Origin of the sequence: Pseudomonas sp. A-RE-19, from assembly GCF_019956555.1 — a bacterium.
Lineage (GTDB): Bacteria > Pseudomonadota > Gammaproteobacteria > Pseudomonadales > Pseudomonadaceae > Aquipseudomonas.
In genome coordinates, this window is the sequence record NZ_JAHBDQ010000007.1 from 92,431 (window position 1) to 108,131 (window position 15,701).

The 15,701-nt window shown below is 59.8% G+C and carries 10 protein-coding genes and 1 other RNA gene; 2 read left to right on the forward strand and 9 right to left on the reverse strand.

Annotated features, from left to right (window positions below; translation table 11 throughout):
* Positions 1 to 17 precede the first annotated feature (17 nt).
* The 3 genes from recR to dnaX all read right to left on the reverse strand — a co-directional run bounded on the left by recR (position 18) and on the right by dnaX (position 3,378).
* Positions 18 to 620, reverse strand: a complete 603-nt coding sequence (gene recR / locus KGB14_RS05805) for a recombination mediator RecR (RefSeq protein ID WP_223484618.1) — start codon at positions 618 to 620, stop codon at positions 18 to 20.
* 276 nt (positions 621 to 896) lie between these two features.
* Positions 897 to 1,235 carry a YbaB/EbfC family nucleoid-associated protein gene (locus KGB14_RS05810; protein ID WP_007905413.1) on the reverse strand — a complete coding sequence of 113 codons (339 nt, stop codon included), beginning with the start codon at positions 1,233 to 1,235 and terminating at the stop codon, positions 897 to 899.
* 67 nt (positions 1,236 to 1,302) lie between these two features.
* A complete protein-coding gene (gene dnaX / locus KGB14_RS05815; RefSeq protein ID WP_223484620.1) occupies positions 1,303 to 3,378 on the reverse strand; it encodes a DNA polymerase III subunit gamma/tau in 2,076 nt (691 codons plus the stop codon).
* Positions 3,379 to 3,522: 144 nt separating this feature from the next.
* Here dnaX and KGB14_RS05820 point away from each other — a divergent pair, with 144 nt between their 5' ends.
* Positions 3,523 to 4,272: a substrate-binding periplasmic protein gene (locus KGB14_RS05820; RefSeq protein ID WP_223484622.1), complete on the forward strand. Its 750-nt coding sequence runs from the start codon at positions 3,523 to 3,525 to the stop codon at positions 4,270 to 4,272.
* Between the two features lie 50 nt (positions 4,273 to 4,322).
* Here the strand turns inward: KGB14_RS05820 and KGB14_RS05825 are convergent, their stop codons facing one another.
* Positions 4,323 to 6,023, reverse strand: a complete 1,701-nt coding sequence (locus KGB14_RS05825; RefSeq protein ID WP_223484624.1) for a putative bifunctional diguanylate cyclase/phosphodiesterase — start codon at positions 6,021 to 6,023, stop codon at positions 4,323 to 4,325.
* 418 nt (positions 6,024 to 6,441) lie between these two features.
* On the opposite strand from KGB14_RS05825, the gene KGB14_RS05830 reads away from it, so the two are divergent.
* On the forward strand, positions 6,442 to 6,756 hold the full coding sequence (locus tag KGB14_RS05830; RefSeq protein WP_223484626.1) for a helix-turn-helix domain-containing protein: 315 nt from the start codon (positions 6,442 to 6,444) through the stop codon (positions 6,754 to 6,756).
* A gap of 185 nt (positions 6,757 to 6,941) precedes the next feature.
* Here the strand turns inward: KGB14_RS05830 and ffs are convergent.
* From ffs to smc, 5 genes are all read right to left on the reverse strand, one after another.
* Positions 6,942 to 7,038: signal recognition particle sRNA small type (gene ffs, locus KGB14_RS05835), an RNA gene on the reverse strand.
* A gap of 189 nt (positions 7,039 to 7,227) precedes the next feature.
* Positions 7,228 to 8,391 (reverse strand): putative zinc-binding metallopeptidase, encoded by a 1,164-nt coding sequence (locus KGB14_RS05840; RefSeq protein ID WP_223484628.1) that lies wholly within the window; start codon positions 8,389 to 8,391, stop codon positions 7,228 to 7,230.
* Between the two features lie 191 nt (positions 8,392 to 8,582).
* Positions 8,583 to 10,940 (reverse strand): NAD-dependent DNA ligase LigA, encoded by a 2,358-nt coding sequence (ligA, locus tag KGB14_RS05845; RefSeq protein WP_223484630.1) that lies wholly within the window; start codon positions 10,938 to 10,940, stop codon positions 8,583 to 8,585.
* Positions 10,941 to 11,096: 156 nt separating this feature from the next.
* The gene (gene zipA / locus KGB14_RS05850; RefSeq protein ID WP_223484638.1) at positions 11,097 to 11,954 is read right to left on the reverse strand and encodes a cell division protein ZipA; all 858 of its coding nucleotides are present in this window, start codon (positions 11,952 to 11,954) and stop codon (positions 11,097 to 11,099) included.
* 258 nt (positions 11,955 to 12,212) lie between these two features.
* Positions 12,213 to 15,701 carry a chromosome segregation protein SMC gene (gene smc / locus KGB14_RS05855; protein WP_223484647.1) on the reverse strand — a complete coding sequence of 1,163 codons (3,489 nt, stop codon included), beginning with the start codon at positions 15,699 to 15,701 and terminating at the stop codon, positions 12,213 to 12,215.

Genomic DNA, 15,701 nt, shown 5'->3' on the forward strand with positions numbered 1-15,701 from the left:
TTTTGATTTTGATGCGGTTACAGCGAGATCGGTTTACGCCCCGCAAACGAATGCGCCAACGTCCCGCCATCCACCAGTTCCAGTTCGCCACCCAATGGCACGCCGTGGGCGATGCGCGAGGCGATCAGACCTTTGTTGCTCAACAACTGGGCGATGTAATGCGCCGTGGCCTCACCTTCCACCGTGGGGTTGGTGGCGAGGATGACTTCAGTGAACGTGCCCGCCTCTTCGATCCGCGTCAGCAGTTGTGGAATGCCGATGGCTTCCGGGCCTAGCCCGTCGAGGGGCGACAAGTGCCCCTTGAGTACGAAGTAGCGACCGCGAAAACCGGTCTGCTCCACCGCATAAACGTCCATCGGGCCTTCCACTACACACAGCAAGGTATCGTCGCGGCGTGTATCGGCGCACTGCGGGCACAGATCGTCTTCGGTCAGCGTGCGACACAAGCGGCAGTGGCCCACACCTTCCATGGCCTGACTCAACGCCTGGGCCAGTCGCAAACCGCCGCTGCGATCACGCTCAAGCAGTTGCAACGCCATGCGCTGGGCAGTTTTCTGACCCACACCCGGCAAAATTCGCAGAGCGTCGATCAGTTGGCGAATCAAAGGGCTGAAGCTCATGGGGAAAAAGTCCGACATAACAACGAGACGCGGTTTATACCCGCGCCTCTGTTTAGCGTCAAATAGCAGCGTCAATTGCCCTGTGGCGAGGGGGCTTGCCCCCCGTTCGGCTGCGCAGCAGTCGTAAATCAGTCAATACAGCTTTCGATGCTGGGCCCGCTTCGCGAGCCAACGGGGGCAAGCCCCCTCGCCACAGGGTAAACCGCGGGCAGAAACAAAAATGCCAGGCGCGATGCCTGGCATTTTTTTGTAACCCATCCGACGCGCGTTGGCGAATCAGAACGGCAGTTTCATACCCGGTGGCAGTTGCATGCCAGCGGTCACGCCGGACATTTTGTCCTGGCTGTTGGCTTCGATCTTGCGCACGGCGTCGTTGACGGCAGCGGCAAATACCGCTTCCAGCATTTCTTTGTCGTCTTCACTCAGGCCTTCGACCAGGCTTGGGTCGATGGTCACGCGCTTGACGTCGTGACGACCGGTCATCACCACGGTGACCATATCACCGCCGGCTTTACCGGTGACTTCGGCGTTGGCCAGTTCTTCCTGCATCTTGGCCATTTTTTCCTGCATCTGCTGCGCCTGCTTCATCAGGCCGGCCATGCCACCTTTCATCATGGGAATCACCTCAAAAGTACTTGGATAAAAACAGCGCCCGGCGACTGCAGCCAAGCGCCTTCAGTTACTAGCCCTGACTGGCCAGGGCCTCGACAGGTTCAATAGTATCGTGACGGACCACCGCCCCGAACTGCTGCATCATTTGCTGGATGAACGGATCACCATGGATCGATTCCTCGGCCTCGCGCTGACGATTGGCACGGCGGCGGGATGCGGCCTGGGCCGGGGTTTCCTGCTCGGGCTTGATCAGCTCCATGCTCAGGGTCAGCGTACGCCCGTGAAACTGGTTCAGCGCATCGTTGAGGCGACGTTGTTGCGTCGCGTTGAACAAGGCGCTGTGGGCCGGGTCGAGGTGCAACAGCCAGTTGTCGCCATCGACGGCGATCAGCGTGCAGTTGGCGGCAATACTGCCGGTCATGCCGGATACCGGCAATTTCGGAAACAACTCCAGCCATTGCAGGGCCAGACCGGTGGCTGGCATCGCGGCCGGTTCAGGCTCGGGTTCCGGCGCTGGCTCGGCAGTATGCTCGCTGGCCAGTTCGTCGAGGTAGCTGTAAGCCGAATCCATGTCCGGCTCGATGTAGTCTTCGTCCAGCGGCGGCTCGTCGTCCAGGTCAATGCCCGGCGTGGCGGCATCGACTTCGGCCACGGACGGCTCCGGGATCGGCGCGGCGGCCCATTCCGGCGCGTCCGGTACCACGCTGTCCGGCGTCGGCATGGGCATTGGTGGCAATTCGGGTTGTTCGCCGGCCGTTTCCAGCACGGGCTCGACAGCCGGCTGCTGGACAACTTCGGGCTCTACCGGGTCGTTCCAGGGCAGGTCGACGACTTCTTCAACCGCTACGGGCTCGACAACAGGCTCAGGCGCAGACACGGGCGCGACCGGCTCAGGCTCGGCTACCGGGGCCGGCGCAACCACGGGCGCAACCGGAGCCGGTGCAACAGCCGTGGCGACTACCGGCGCAACAACCGGCGCGGCAGCCACTGAGTTTGCGGAATCAACTGTGGCCTGGCTGATCCCCACTGGCTTTAGCGGTTGCCTCGGCGCATCCGCGGTGTCTGCCGGTCGGAACGCGAGCATTCGCAGCAAGACCATTTCAAAACCGCCGCGCGGATCCGGCGCCAGCGGCAAATCCCGGCGACCGATCAGGCCCATCTGGTAATAGAACTGCACATCTTCGGCCGGCAACGCCTGGGCCAAAGCCAATACGCGGTCACGGTCGCCGTGGCCGTTGTCGACGCCTTCAGGCAGGGCCTGGGCGATGGCGACACGGTGCAGCACATTGAGAATTTCCGAGAGCACGCCGTTCCAGTCCGGACCTTGTTCGGCCAGATGGCGCACCGCTTCGAGCAACGCCTTGGCGTCGCCTTCGATCAGCGCATGCAGGACGTCGTAGACCTGACCATGATCAAGCGTACCCAGCATGGCCCGCACGTCAGCGGCCATGACCTTGCCTTCACCGAAGGCGATGGCCTGGTCGGTCAGACTCATGGCATCGCGCATCGAACCGTCGGCGGCGCGGCCCAGCAGCCACAGCGCGTCGTCTTCGAACGGCACGTTCTCGACACTCAGCACGTGGGTCAAATGCTCGACCACCCGTTCCGGGGTCATGTTCTTCAGGGAGAACTGCAGGCACCGCGAAAGAATCGTTGCAGGAAGTTTCTGCGGATCGGTGGTGGCCAGGATGAACTTGACGTAGGGCGGCGGCTCTTCGAGGGTTTTCAACAGCGCATTGAAGGAATGGCTGGAGAGCATGTGCACTTCGTCGATCAGGTAGACCTTGAAGCGCCCGCGGCTCGGTGCGTACTGCACGTTGTCGAGCAGCTCGCGGGTGTCTTCGACCTTGGTCCGGCTCGCGGCGTCGATCTCGATCAGGTCGACGAAGCGGCCCTCATCGATCTCGCGGCACACCGAGCACTCGCCACAGGGGGTCGAAGTGATACCTGTTTCACAGTTCAGGCATTTGGCGATAATCCGCGCGATGGTGGTCTTGCCGACCCCGCGCGTACCGGTAAAAAGGTACGCGTGGTGCAGCCGCTGGCTGTCCAAGGCATTGATCAGAGCCTTGAGCACATGGGTCTGGCCGACCATTTCGCCGAACGAGCGCGGACGCCATTTACGTGCAAGAACCTGATAACTCATCGAAAACCGTCGCAACGAAGGAACAGAAGCGGCTAATGCTAGCGGAGCAAGGCCAAAATTGCATCCGGTGCGCTCGTCTAATCTGGCTAAGCTGCACTTTGAGGGGGCTTTTATTGGCTCGGCGTCGGACGTAACGGAGTGATTATGCGTTTTGCCTTGGGGGCGCTGCTGTTGCTCAGCCTGAATGTCATTGCCGCCGAAGCGCCATTGCGCTTTGTTGTCTCCGACAGCTGGGCCATGCCAATGGTGCAGATCGAGAACGGCCGACCGACCCAGGGCATTCTGCACGACATCATGCTCAGCCTGGCGACTCAGGTCGGCATGCCGGCGGAATTTCACGTATTGCCTCGAGCACGTGTGCAAAACGCCATGGACCACGGTGAAGTCGATATCCGCTGCTATATCTCACCCTCCTGGCTGCCGAACCCGTCTGGCGACTCTATCTGGAGCGTCACGCTGCTGGTTCAGCGCGACTTGCTGATTGGTCGGCGCGGTTCGCCCCTATCGGTCAATCTGGCAGACCTGCCGCAACAGTCGATCGGCACCGTGCTCGGCTATAGTTACCCGACCCTGCAACCGCTGTTCGATGCCGACCGCTTGCATCGTGAAGACGCGCGCAATCAGGAGCTCGTGCTGGATAAACTGCTGGCTGGGCGCTACCGCTACGCCGTGAGCAATCAGTGGACGCTGGACTGGTTCAACCAGCGCCTGTTGCCCGACCGACAACTGCAAAGCGTAGCGCTGGTACACGAGCAAACCGTCGGCTGCTACGTGCGCAACGACCCCAAGGTGCCCGTACAACGCATTCTGGGCACCTTGCTGCACATGAAAATGTCCGGGGAAATCGATGACATCATCCGCCTCTATACCGGCAATCCTGCTGCTAACCCGTAGCAGCTACCGAATGCAGGCTTCGCCAGCTGCTACAGGAGGGCACCGATGGCTCAAGCTGTCCGGTCAAGCGCCTGCCATTGCGACGGAGCGGTAAACCCCGCCACCCAGGCCGGCACCTCACCGGGCGGCATCGGGCGACCGATGAAATAACCTTGGGCGACTTCACACCCCAGCCGCAACAGTAATTCGCCGTGCTCAAGGCTTTCCAGCCCCTCGGCGATCACCTGCCGACCGAACGCGCGGGCCAGGCCAATCACCGCCGTGGTCAGTGCCAGATCGTCATGATCAATCAGAATGTCGCGCACGAACGACTTATCGATCTTGATGGTTTGGGTGCGTAGACGCTTGAGGTAGCTCAGGGACGAGTAACCCGTGCCGAAGTCACCCAGCGAAAACTGCACCCCCAACGCCTGACAGGCTTTCAAGCAGGCACTGACATGCTGGATATTCTCGATCGCCACCGACTCGACGATTTCCAGATCGAGCATCTGCGGAGCGACCTGGGCATGTCGAGCGAGTACCTGCCGGAGTCGGTCGACGAAATCGGCGCGCTGAAAATGTCGCGCCGCGATATTGATACTGACCGGCCAGCCCTGCCCTGCTTGCTGCCAACGGTGCAACTGCGACAGCACCTGGTCCATCACCCATTCACCGATATCGATGATCAGATCGGTGTCTTCCACCAGCGGCAAAAACTCCCGAGGCGGCACCATGCCGTTTTGCGGGTGCTCCCAACGTAACAGCGCCTCGAAACCGACGACCACGCCACGGCGCATGTTCACCTTGGGCTGAAAATGCAGGCGCAATTCACCGGCGACCAGCGCCTGACGCACCCGCTCGACGGTCTGGTGAGTGGCCTTGACCTCCTGATCCCGCGAGACATCGAATAGATGAAAGCGGTTTCGCCCGCGCTGCTTGGCCACGTACATCGCCTGATCGGCATGACGCAGCAGGGTTTCGGCATCTTCGTTGTCATCGGGAAACAGAGTGGCGCCGATACTGGCGAACACATTGATGTCCTTGCCGTGCAGCGTATAAGGCGCCGATATCGCCCCCAGCACGCGGTTCAGCGCCGCGCGCAACTCCGGCAAATCACGCACGTAACGCAACACCAGCACGAATTCGTCACCGGCCAGTCGCGCCACCACGTCTTCGCCGCGGACAATGTCGCGCAGACGCTTGGCCACTTCCACCAGCAACATATCGCCACTGGCGTGACCATAGCCGTCGTTGACCGCCTTGAATCCGTCAAGATCAAGCATGCACACCGCCAGCGGAATGTGCTCATGCCGGGAGAACTCCAGCGCCTGATCCAGCAAATCCGACAGGAACGCACGATTGGGCAGCCCGGTCAGCACGTCATGCCCGACTCGCCATTGCAGGGTTTGCAGCAGTTGACGTTTTTCGCTGATGTCGAAACGAATCGACAAGTATCGATGAATGCGCCCGGTGGCGTCATCGAGCACCGGCACCATGGTGCTGTCGACCCAATACAGGCTGCCATCCTTGGCGCGATTACAAATCTCGCCCTTCCATATATTGCCCAGGGCGATGGTGCGCCACATGGCGGCGAAGAAATCGGCCGAATGCAGGCCGGAATTCAACAGGCGATGGTTCTGCCCTAGCAGTTCCTCGCGACTGTAGCCGGACACGGCGCAGAATTGATCGTTGACGTACGTAATCCGGCCGTCCAGATCAGTCTCGGAAAAAATGGCGGCGGCATCCACGGCCCTGCGGTATTTCTCATCCATGAGTCAGGCTCGATGTCGCTAGCGGTGGCACCGCTCGACCAGCGCAGGATGCCCGGAAGAGATGTTTTGAGAAGTACAGCGCAGAGACACGTTATCACTCCATGAACAGCGTTTGACGGCCCCCGGACAGCCGAAGATCAACTAGTCTCAAAGGCCACGGGCAAGGCAGTAACTTCGACTCTGGTAACATTTCGTCGCGAGATTTCAGACCGCTGAGGGCCTCTGCGCATACCCGGCAGGCAACGCAATGCTGGCTTTTTCATATCGCCTAAACTAAAGAAAGCAGCTCACCAAAAAACCCTTCAATGCGGCGATTCTACGAAATGCATCACATTTTGCAAAGCAAGGTGATGGATCATGCAGTTGCCTAATGCAAAAATCTATCGTTAAGTTCTTGATTCTAAATGGGAATTGAGCGATGCAAATTTCAAGTTTGGGTCCGGCCATCCGACGCTACCGCAAGGTCGCAGGGCTTACTCAGGCTGAACTCGGCGAAAAAACCGGTTTTGACCCCAAAACCATCAGCCGCTTCGAAACCGGCACCTATACCCCCAGCGTGGAAGCATTGTTCCTGCTTGCCGATGTGCTGGGTGTGAAGCTGAAAGTCTTTTTCGCAGATCTGGGCGACGAAGATGAACAGCGGGCGTACCTGTTTAGCGTCATACACAAAGCCACCCCGAAGGATCTGGGAAAGCTGATCGCAGCGGTTGACCAGGCCTTGTCCAAGCCTTAGTGCCAGTAAATGAAAAAAGGAGGCCGACCTGTCGAATCGACAAGTCGGCCTCCTTTTTTATATCCCGCTCTTTAATTCGGAAACGACGAAACACCGCCCTGGATAAGCGCCATGGCAGCGAAAACAAAAACAGTATTTTTAGATAGAAAACACGAAAGAGGGTTCGTGCTGCGTTATGGAGGCAACCCCACCAGCCACACCCCGGCACACAATGTTCCCGCTGTGGCTGCTTCCTTCCGGATCTGACCAGGTTCACGGGTAATCGTTGCGGGGGGACCGATGGGGTCACCATAACGACGCTCACCTGACGGCGAGCCGCGCCATTGTACCTATCTGAGACGAAGTTACAACCGTTCCGGCGGATTAAAAAATATGAGCCGCTTCAAGGACATGCGCTGACCCAAAAAGATCGCAGCCTTCGGCAGCTCCTACATGGATTGGCGCACACCCGAAGGCTGCGATCTTTTGATCCTACTGCGCCAACACCTCATCCGCCCTGCCACCCTCCTGCTGGATCACCAGGTGAATGAAGTGCAGCTTGGCAATCACCGCAGGCGGCAGCACGAACGGATAGAAATCCGGCTGCCCCATGCTGCGTGACAGTTCATTGAGCATACCGGCCAGTTCGATCCATGCATTGACGAACGACAGGAACGCCGGGCCGCCAGGGTGCTGCGGATCGAAGAGCGTGCTGGGTGGAAACGGCTGGTAATCGAAATCCATTTCCTGCGCACTCATGCCAAAACCCAGCGCGGTGTCTACCGCATCCATCATGTGCAGGTAGTGAGCCCAGGTTTCTGCCCAGTCTTCCCAGGGGTGCATGGTGGCGTAGGCGCTGACGTAATGTTGCTGCCAGTCGAGCGGCACGCCTTGCTTATAATGCCGCTCAAGGGCTTCGGCGTAGCTTTCACGCTCGTCGCCGAACAGACCGCGAAACGCTTCCAGCCAATGACGGTTGGCGACCAGGCGGTCCCAATAGTAATGCCCTGCCTCGTGACGAAAGTGCCCGAGCAGCGTGCGATAAGGTTCGTGCATCTGCACGCGAACCTGTTCGCGATGGGCGTCGTCGGCCTCTTTGATATCGAGGGTGATCAGACCGTTCGCGTGCCCGGTGGTCGGTGGTTTGCCTTCGAGGTCGATACCGATGAAATCGAAGGCCAGACCGACCTCTTCGTCCACGGTTTTCGGAATGACCTGCAAACCCAGGCTGAACAGCTGTGCCACCAGACGACGCTTGGCGGTTTCCACTTTGCGCCAGCGCTCGTGATTCTCGGGGATCGACAGGTCGGGAATGGTGCGATTCAGGCTACAGGCGATGCACAACCCATCGTGATCATTGGCCGGCAGCAGCCAATTGCACGCGGCCGGGGAATCGAGATTGGCGCAGCAGCGGAACACACCGGCGCCGGGATCGGCGTCGAGCAACCAGGTATCCGCTTGCGGGCCGGGCTGCAGCGAAGACAAGCGACTCTGCTGCGGCTGATAACCCAGCGCCGCCGAACACGCCAGGCACTGGCTGTTGCGAAAGAACAGTGACTGCCCGCAGCGACAATGCCAGACCTTGCTGTTGCGCGAACGCTCGCCCATGAAGGGCGCGGCGATGCGTGAGCTGAGCTGTTCGAAGAAGCGGTACATGGCGATCTCTCCCTGGGGCCTGCCAAGACTAGATCATTCTTGTACCGTGATCGTTCCTGCGTTCTGTGTAAGCAAGATCAAAAGATCGCAGCCTTCGGCAGCTCCTACATCTATGGGATCGGTGTCGTTTCCGCCCAACATACGCTGAGCGCCAATCCCTAGAGCTGCCGAAGACTGCGATCTTGGCGATCTTAAATGTCGATACCGTGTTTCTTCAGAAACTCGACAAACGCTTCTTCATCCAGCACCTTCAACCCCAACTCATTGGCCTTGGCCAATTTGGAGCCCGCGCCCGGGCCGGCGACCACGCAATGGGTCTTGGCCGATACGGAGCCGGCCACCTTGGCACCGAGGCTTTCAAGTTTGTCCTTGGCGACATCGCGACTCATCAGCTCCAGCGAACCGGTCAGCACCCAGGTCTGTCCGGCCAGCGGCAACCCTTCGACGACTTTTTTCTCGCTTTGCCAATGCATGCCGAAATCGCGCAGCTGCTTTTCGGCGGCCTCGGCGAGCTGACGATTTTCCGTCCCCGCAAAGAACTCCCGAACCGAAGCGGCCTGTTTCTCTGGCAGCGCCTGACGCATGTCCAGCCAATCAGCACTCATCACCGCATCGAGCGAGCCGAACTTGTCGGCTAGCTTCTGCGCGCCGCCGGGGCCGACCGAAGGAATGTGCAACTTGTCGAGGAAGCCGCCCAGCGTGGTACTGGCGGCGAACTCGGCGCCCAGCTCGCCCTGATCCTGGATCTGCAAACCGTGCTTGAGCAGATCCTTGATCACCTGCCGGTTATGCGCATCTTCAAAGAAGCTGTGAATCTCGTGAGCCACTTCCAGCCCGACATCCGGCAAATATGTGAGTACCTGTGGCAATGCCTGCTGAACCCGCTCCAGCGAGCCGAGAGAGCGCGCAAGGACCTTGGCTGTCTCTTCACCGACATCGGGAATGCCCAAAGCGTAGATGAACCGCGCCAGACTCGGCTGTTTGCTGTCTTCGATGGCGCCAAGCAGGTTCTTGCTCGACAGTTCGGCAAAGCCTTCCAGGTCGACGATCTGCTCGAACGTCAGGGCATAAAGATCAGCCGGCGAACTCACCAGGCCTTCGTCCACCAGCTGCTCGACGCTCTTCTCACCCAGGCCTTCGATGTCCATGGCGCGACGCGAAACGAAGTGAATGATCGCTTGCTTGAGTTGTGCACCGCAGGCCAGGCGACCGACACAGCGATACACCGCGCCTTCGCTGATGGTCTCACGGCCCTTGCTGCGCTTGACCAGTTGCGTACGTTCGACATGAGAGCCGCAGACCGGGCACCGCTCTGGAATCTGCACCGGCCGGGCATTCTCCGGGCGGCGTTCGGCGACCACTTGCACCACTTGCGGAATCACATCACCGGCGCGGCGGATGATCACCGTATCGCCGATCATCAGACCCAGCCGCGCGACTTCATCCATGTTGTGCAAGGTCGCATTGGCTACGGTGACACCCGCGACCCTGACCGGTTTCAAGCGTGCCACCGGCGTCACGGCACCGGTGCGGCCTACCTGGAATTCCACATCGAGCAGTTCGGTGAGTTCTTCCATGGCCGGGAATTTGTGGGCAATCGCCCAGCGCGGTTCGCGAGCACGAAAGCCCAACTCGCGCTGGGACGCAATGCTGTTGACCTTGAACACCACGCCATCAATTTCATAGGGCAATGCGTTACGACGCTCGCCGATGTCGCGGTAGTAATCCAGGCATTCTTCGATGCCGTGCGCCAGTTTCAGCTCATGACTGATCGGCAGGCCCCAGGCTTTGAGCTGCGTCAGATTGCCAATGTGCGTGTCGGCGATGTCGGCCGAAATCTGGCCGATGCCGTAGCAGCAGAATTCCAGCGGACGGTTGGCAGTGATTTTCGAATCCAGCTGGCGCAAGCTGCCCGCCGCCGCGTTACGCGGGTTGGCGAAGGTCTTGCCACCCACTTCCAGCTGCGTGGCGTTGAGTCGCTCGAAACCGGCCTTGGACATGAACACTTCGCCACGCACTTCCAGGGTCGCCGGCCAACCGGTGCCATGTAGCTTGAGCGGAATATTGCGCACGGTACGCACATTGACACTGATGTCTTCGCCGGTGGTGCCATCGCCGCGAGTAGCGCCACGCACCAGCAGGCCATTCTGATACAACAAGCTGACTGCCAGGCCATCGAGCTTGGGTTCGCAGCTGTACTCCACCGCCGCGCCACCGCCAAACAAGTCACCGACCGGCAGGTCCAGCCCTTCCGTCACCCGGCGATCGAATTCGTGCATGTCGGTTTCTTCGAAGGCGTTGCCCAGGCTGAGCATCGGCACTTCATGACGCACCTGAGTGAACGCCGACAACGCCGTGCTGCCGACACGCTGGGTCGGCGAGTCGCTGGTGATCAGTTCGGGATGGGCCGCTTCGAGGGCCTTGAGCTCGTGAAACAAGCGATCGTATTCGGCGTCCGGAATGCTCGGCTCGTCCAACACGTGGTAGCGATAGTTGTGCTGATCGAGCTCGGCACGCAGCTCTAGGATGCGGGTTTTGGCGGCAGTCATGGGTGTTCTCTCATAAAGCAAAAGAGCAGCCGAGGCTGCTCTATCTCATCTCATCAAGATCAAGAGATCGCAGCCTCGTTTCACTCGACAGCTCCTACAGAAAATCGCAAACCCTGTAGGAGCTGTCGAGTGAAACGAGGCTGCGATCTTTTGCCTTTAACGCTTCTGGGTCAGGGCGCGACGCTCGAATTCGACGATGCGCTGACGGTAGTGCTCAATCGTTTGGGCGGTCAGCACGCTGCGCTGGTCGTCTTTCAGTTCGCCGTTCAGCTCCTGGGACAATTTACGCGCCGCAGCCACCATCACGTCGAAGGCCTGCTTCGGATGACGCGGGCCTGGCAGACCGAGGAAGAAGCTCACCGCCGGGGTGCTGAAATGATCGATGTCATCCAGATCGAAGACACCCGGCTTGACCGCATTGGCCATGGAGAACAGGACTTCGCCGTTACCGGCCATGCTTTCGTGACGGTGGAAAATATCCATCTCGCCGAAGCGCAGACCGCTTTCCAGAATGTTCTGCAACAGCGCCGGGCCCTTGAAGCCGGCCGGGTCGCGGCAAATCACGCTGATCACCAGCACTTCTTCGGCTTGCGGCTGATCTTTATCGGCCGAGCTGGCGGGTTTGGTGTCATCCGGGAAGTCGTCACGGCTGTTGAAGCTCGGGCCGCCGTCCAGGTCCAGGTTGAGGTTCAAGTCACCTTGCGATGGCTCGCCATGACCACGCTTGCCGCGTTTGGAACCCGATTCGCGGGACTCGCGGGGCTCGCGCGCTGGCATGCTCACCGACGGCAGGTCGTGCTCGTCCAGTTGCGGTTCCTTATGCGTGTCCAGCACACGGGGCGGGCCCAACAGCTCGGCGCTGGTGTCCTCGTCCGGCAGGTTGGACAGATTTCGGTCAAGACGAAACTTCAGTTTTCCCTTGCCGCCGCGCATGCGACGCCAGCCATCGAAAAGAATACCGGCAATGACAATAATGCCGATGACGATCAGCCACTCGCGCAGACCGATTTCCATGTAATCCCGTGCCTCTATAAAAAATGCTGAAAAATAAGGGGTTTACATTGTGTAAACCGCTTTAAAACGTGGCGCCAACTCTATGTTCTGACAGGCGTTTTGCCCACGTATACGAAAAATTGACATTAAACTAGCACGACCAAAGATAACTTTACACCGTCTGTCACAGTGGCTTGCGCGAATTATGTCGATTGGCCAGCAAGTCAAGGCAGGCAAAAAGCCCTACAGCTCAAAATTACTTGCCCTACATACAATGACTCAGGCGTCCACCATCGCCATCGCCTCCTCCACATCCACTGCCACCAGACGCGAGCAACCCGGTTCGTGCATCGTCACCCCCATCAATTGATCGGCCATTTCCATGGCGATCTTGTTGTGGGTGATGTAGATGAACTGCACCGTCTGCGACATTTCTTTGACCAGCCGTGCGTAGCGTCCAACGTTAGCGTCATCCAATGGTGCGTCAACCTCATCGAGCATGCAGAACGGCGCCGGATTCAATTTGAAGATGGCAAATACCAGGGCCAATGCGGTCAGGGCTTTTTCGCCACCGGAGAGCAAATGGATGGTGCTGTTCTTCTTTCCTGGCGGCTGCGCCATGATCGTTACCCCTGTATCGAGTAGATCTTCGCCCGTCAGTTCCAAATACGCGCGTCCTCCACCGAAAACTTTTGGGAAAAGGGCCTGTAAACCGCCATTGATCTGATCAAAGGTATCTTTGAAGCGGTTTCGGGTTTCCTTGTCGATCTTGCGAATCACGTTCTCGAGCGTGTCCAGCGCTTCCACCAAATCGTCGTTCTGAGCATCCAGATAACGTTTACGCTCGGATTGCTGTTGGTATTCGTCGATGGCCGCGAGGTTGATCGCGCCGAGGCGCTGAATCCGCGCGGCAATGCGCTCGATTTCTTCCTCGGCGTCTTTCTCGTTGGCCCCGGCGACCAGCGTGGCGAGCACCCCATTGAGATCGTAGCCGTCCTCGAGCAATTGATCCTGCAAGGTCTTGCGGCGCACCGTCAGCGCTTGCCATTCCATGCGCTGGTGCTCGAGCTGGCTGCGGATCAATTGGGATTGCTGCTCGGCCTGAGTGCGGCGCTTTTCAGCGTCACGCAGTTCGCGGTCGGCGTCTTCCATGGCGATTTGCGCGGTCTTGAGCTCTTCGTCGACGGTCATGCGCTTGTCGAGCAACTCTTCGAGTTTCAGCCGCAACTCTTCCAGCGGCGCCTCGCCCTCTTCCAGATTGAGGCTCAGTTGTTCGCGCTTCTCGGTCAGGCGCTCGGACTGCATTTCCAGCCGCTCAAGGGCCTGACGAGTGGAATCATGTTGCGCTTTCAGCGAACCAAGGCGCACCGCCAACTGATGCGCATGATCTTTGTGCTGCCGGGCTTCCTGACGCACCCGATCCAGTCGCTCGCGCAGGCTGTCACGCTGGGCCAGCAGCAGCTCGCGCTGCTCGGTGTCCAGCGCCATGCTGTCGAGGGCTTCCTGCAATTGCAGGCGCGCTTCACCGATGTTTTCGTGTTCCAGGTCACGCTGTTCGCTCAGCTCGATGAGTTCTTCATCGAGTCGGGTGCGACGCAGGGTCAACTGTTCGACCTTGGCTTTGCCGGCGGACAACTGGGCTTTCAACTCGCCTTGCTGACGGGCTTCGTCTTGCAGCAGACGACGCAAATGTTCGCGGCCGTTTTCCTGCTGACGCTGTTGCGCCCTGAGATTCTGAAGTTGGGTTTCGAGGGTTTCGACCGTGGCTTCGCGCTCTTCGCGCTCTTCGCCCAACCGCTGAATTTCCTGGCCACGGGCGAGCACGCCGCTTTCCGCTTCGCTGGCCCGGCGCACGCGCAAAAAGTGTCGGCCGACCCAGTAACCGTCACGGCTGATCAGGCTTTGCCCGGCCGCCAATTGCCCGCGCAAGGCCAGGGCCTGTTCAAGGCTGTCGACCGGCTTGACCTGCCCCAGCCAGGGCGACAGATCGATCTGCGCCTCAACCTTGTCGAGCAAACTGCCGGGTATGCGTACGCCATCGCTGGCCGGGCTGAGCAGGCGCAAATCGCCTTGGGCAAACCCGGCCAGATCGAAATCACCGAAGTCGTCCACCAGCACCGCTTGCAGGTCGGCACCGAGCACGGTTTCCACCGCCAGCTCCCAACCGGCTTCAACCTTCAGGCCTTCGGCCAGACGCGGACGATCCGCCAAATGCTGTTCACGCAGCCATTCGGCAGTACCGGTGCCAGGATCGAGTGCGGCTTGCTGCAAGGCTTCCAACGACGCCAGGCGGCCGTTGAGCCGCTGCAAATCACCCTGCGCCTGCTGCTGCGCCGACAGCGCTTGCTGCAATTCCTGACGCAGTTGTTCAAGGCGCTCGACTTGCGCTTCTTCACTGGCCTGCAAGTCTTCGAGCGTGGCCTCGGACGCGGCCAACTGCTCGCTGAGTTCCATGATCGCCGCGTCTTCCGGATCCGCCGAGAGCAACGCGCGCTCTTCGCCAAGGCGCTTCTGGCGATCGGCCAAACGCTCCATGCTGGTTTCCAGCTGCTGGATACGCGACTGCTGAACTTCGGCCTGGCGGCGCGGCTCGGCGGCGGTGAGGTTGAAGGTGTCCCACTGCTCCTGCCAGCCGTGCATGGTGGTTTCGGATTCTTCGAGCGCGGCAGCCGCTTCTTCGGCGGCGGCGCTGGTGACTTCCTGTTCCGGTGTGAGCATGTCCAGCTCTTCGCCCAAGGTCAGCAGCAAGGTGCGGTCGTGACCCAAGTGAGACTCGGTTTCCAGCCGCGCGCGCTCGGCTTCTTTCAGGTCGTCCTGCAATTGACGCAAGCGCTGCTGACCGTGCTGGATACTCTGCTCGACCCGGGCGATGTCGCCGCCGACCGAATAGAAACGCCCCTGCACCAGATTGAAGCGTTCGGAGAGGTCGTGATGACCGTCACGCAAGCGTTCGATGGCCGCGTCGGCATTGCGTTGCTCGGCGACCAGGGCTTCGAAGGTGACTTCCTGAGTGCCGATGATCGACTCGCGCTGGCCGACCTGTTCGTTCAATGCCTGCCAGCGCAGGGCTGACAACTGGGCCTTGAGCTGACGTTCTTCGCCCTTGTATTCCTGATACTTCTTGGCGGCCTCGGCCTGGCGGTGCAAGCGTTCAAGCTGACGCTCGAGCTCTTCGCGCAGGTCGGTCAGGCGGGCAAGGTTTTCATGGGTGCGGCGGATACGGTTTTCGGTCTCGCGCCGACGCTCCTTGTACTTGGAAATGCCGGCCGCTTCTTCGATGAAATTGCGCAGGTCTTCGGGCTTGGACTCGATCAGCTTGGAGATCATCCCCTGCTCGATAATCGAATAGCTGCGCGGGCCGAGGCCGGTCCCCAGAAAGATGTCGGTGATATCGCGACGGCGGCATTTGGTGCCGTTGAGGTAGTAGGTGGTCTGGCTGTCGCGGGTCACTTTGCGGCGAATGGAAATCTCCGCATAGGCAGCCCATTCGCCGAGCAGCGTCCCGTCGGAGTTATCGAACACCAGCTCAATGCTGGCCTGACTCACCGGTTTACGGCTGGTCGAGCCGTTGAAGATGACGTCGGTCATCGACTCGCCGCGCAAGTTCTTGGCCGAGCTCTCGCCCATCACCCAACGCACGGCGTCGATGATGTTCGACTTGCCGCAGCCATTGGGCCCGACCACGGCCGCCATGTTACTGGGGAAATTTACCGTGGTCGGGTCGACGAAGGATTTGAACCCCGCCAGCTTGATGCACTTGAGCCGCAC

Bases quoted from the DNA above. Each gene is read 5' to 3' on its own strand.
- recR (WP_223484618.1), bottom strand. From the start codon at position 620: ATGAGCTTCAGCCCTTTGATTCGCCAACTGATCGACGCTCTGCGAATT.
- KGB14_RS05810 (WP_007905413.1), bottom strand. From the start codon at position 1,235: ATGATGAAAGGTGGCATGGCCGGCCTGATGAAGCAGGCGCAGCAGATG.
- dnaX (WP_223484620.1), bottom strand. From the start codon at position 3,378: ATGAGTTATCAGGTTCTTGCACGTAAATGGCGTCCGCGCTCGTTCGGC.
- KGB14_RS05820 (WP_223484622.1), top strand. From the start codon at position 3,523: ATGCGTTTTGCCTTGGGGGCGCTGCTGTTGCTCAGCCTGAATGTCATT.
- KGB14_RS05825 (WP_223484624.1), bottom strand. From the start codon at position 6,023: ATGGATGAGAAATACCGCAGGGCCGTGGATGCCGCCGCCATTTTTTCC.
- KGB14_RS05830 (WP_223484626.1), top strand. From the start codon at position 6,442: ATGCAAATTTCAAGTTTGGGTCCGGCCATCCGACGCTACCGCAAGGTC.
- KGB14_RS05840 (WP_223484628.1), bottom strand. From the start codon at position 8,391: ATGTACCGCTTCTTCGAACAGCTCAGCTCACGCATCGCCGCGCCCTTC.
- ligA (WP_223484630.1), bottom strand. From the start codon at position 10,940: ATGACTGCCGCCAAAACCCGCATCCTAGAGCTGCGTGCCGAGCTCGAT.
- zipA (WP_223484638.1), bottom strand. From the start codon at position 11,954: ATGGAAATCGGTCTGCGCGAGTGGCTGATCGTCATCGGCATTATTGTC.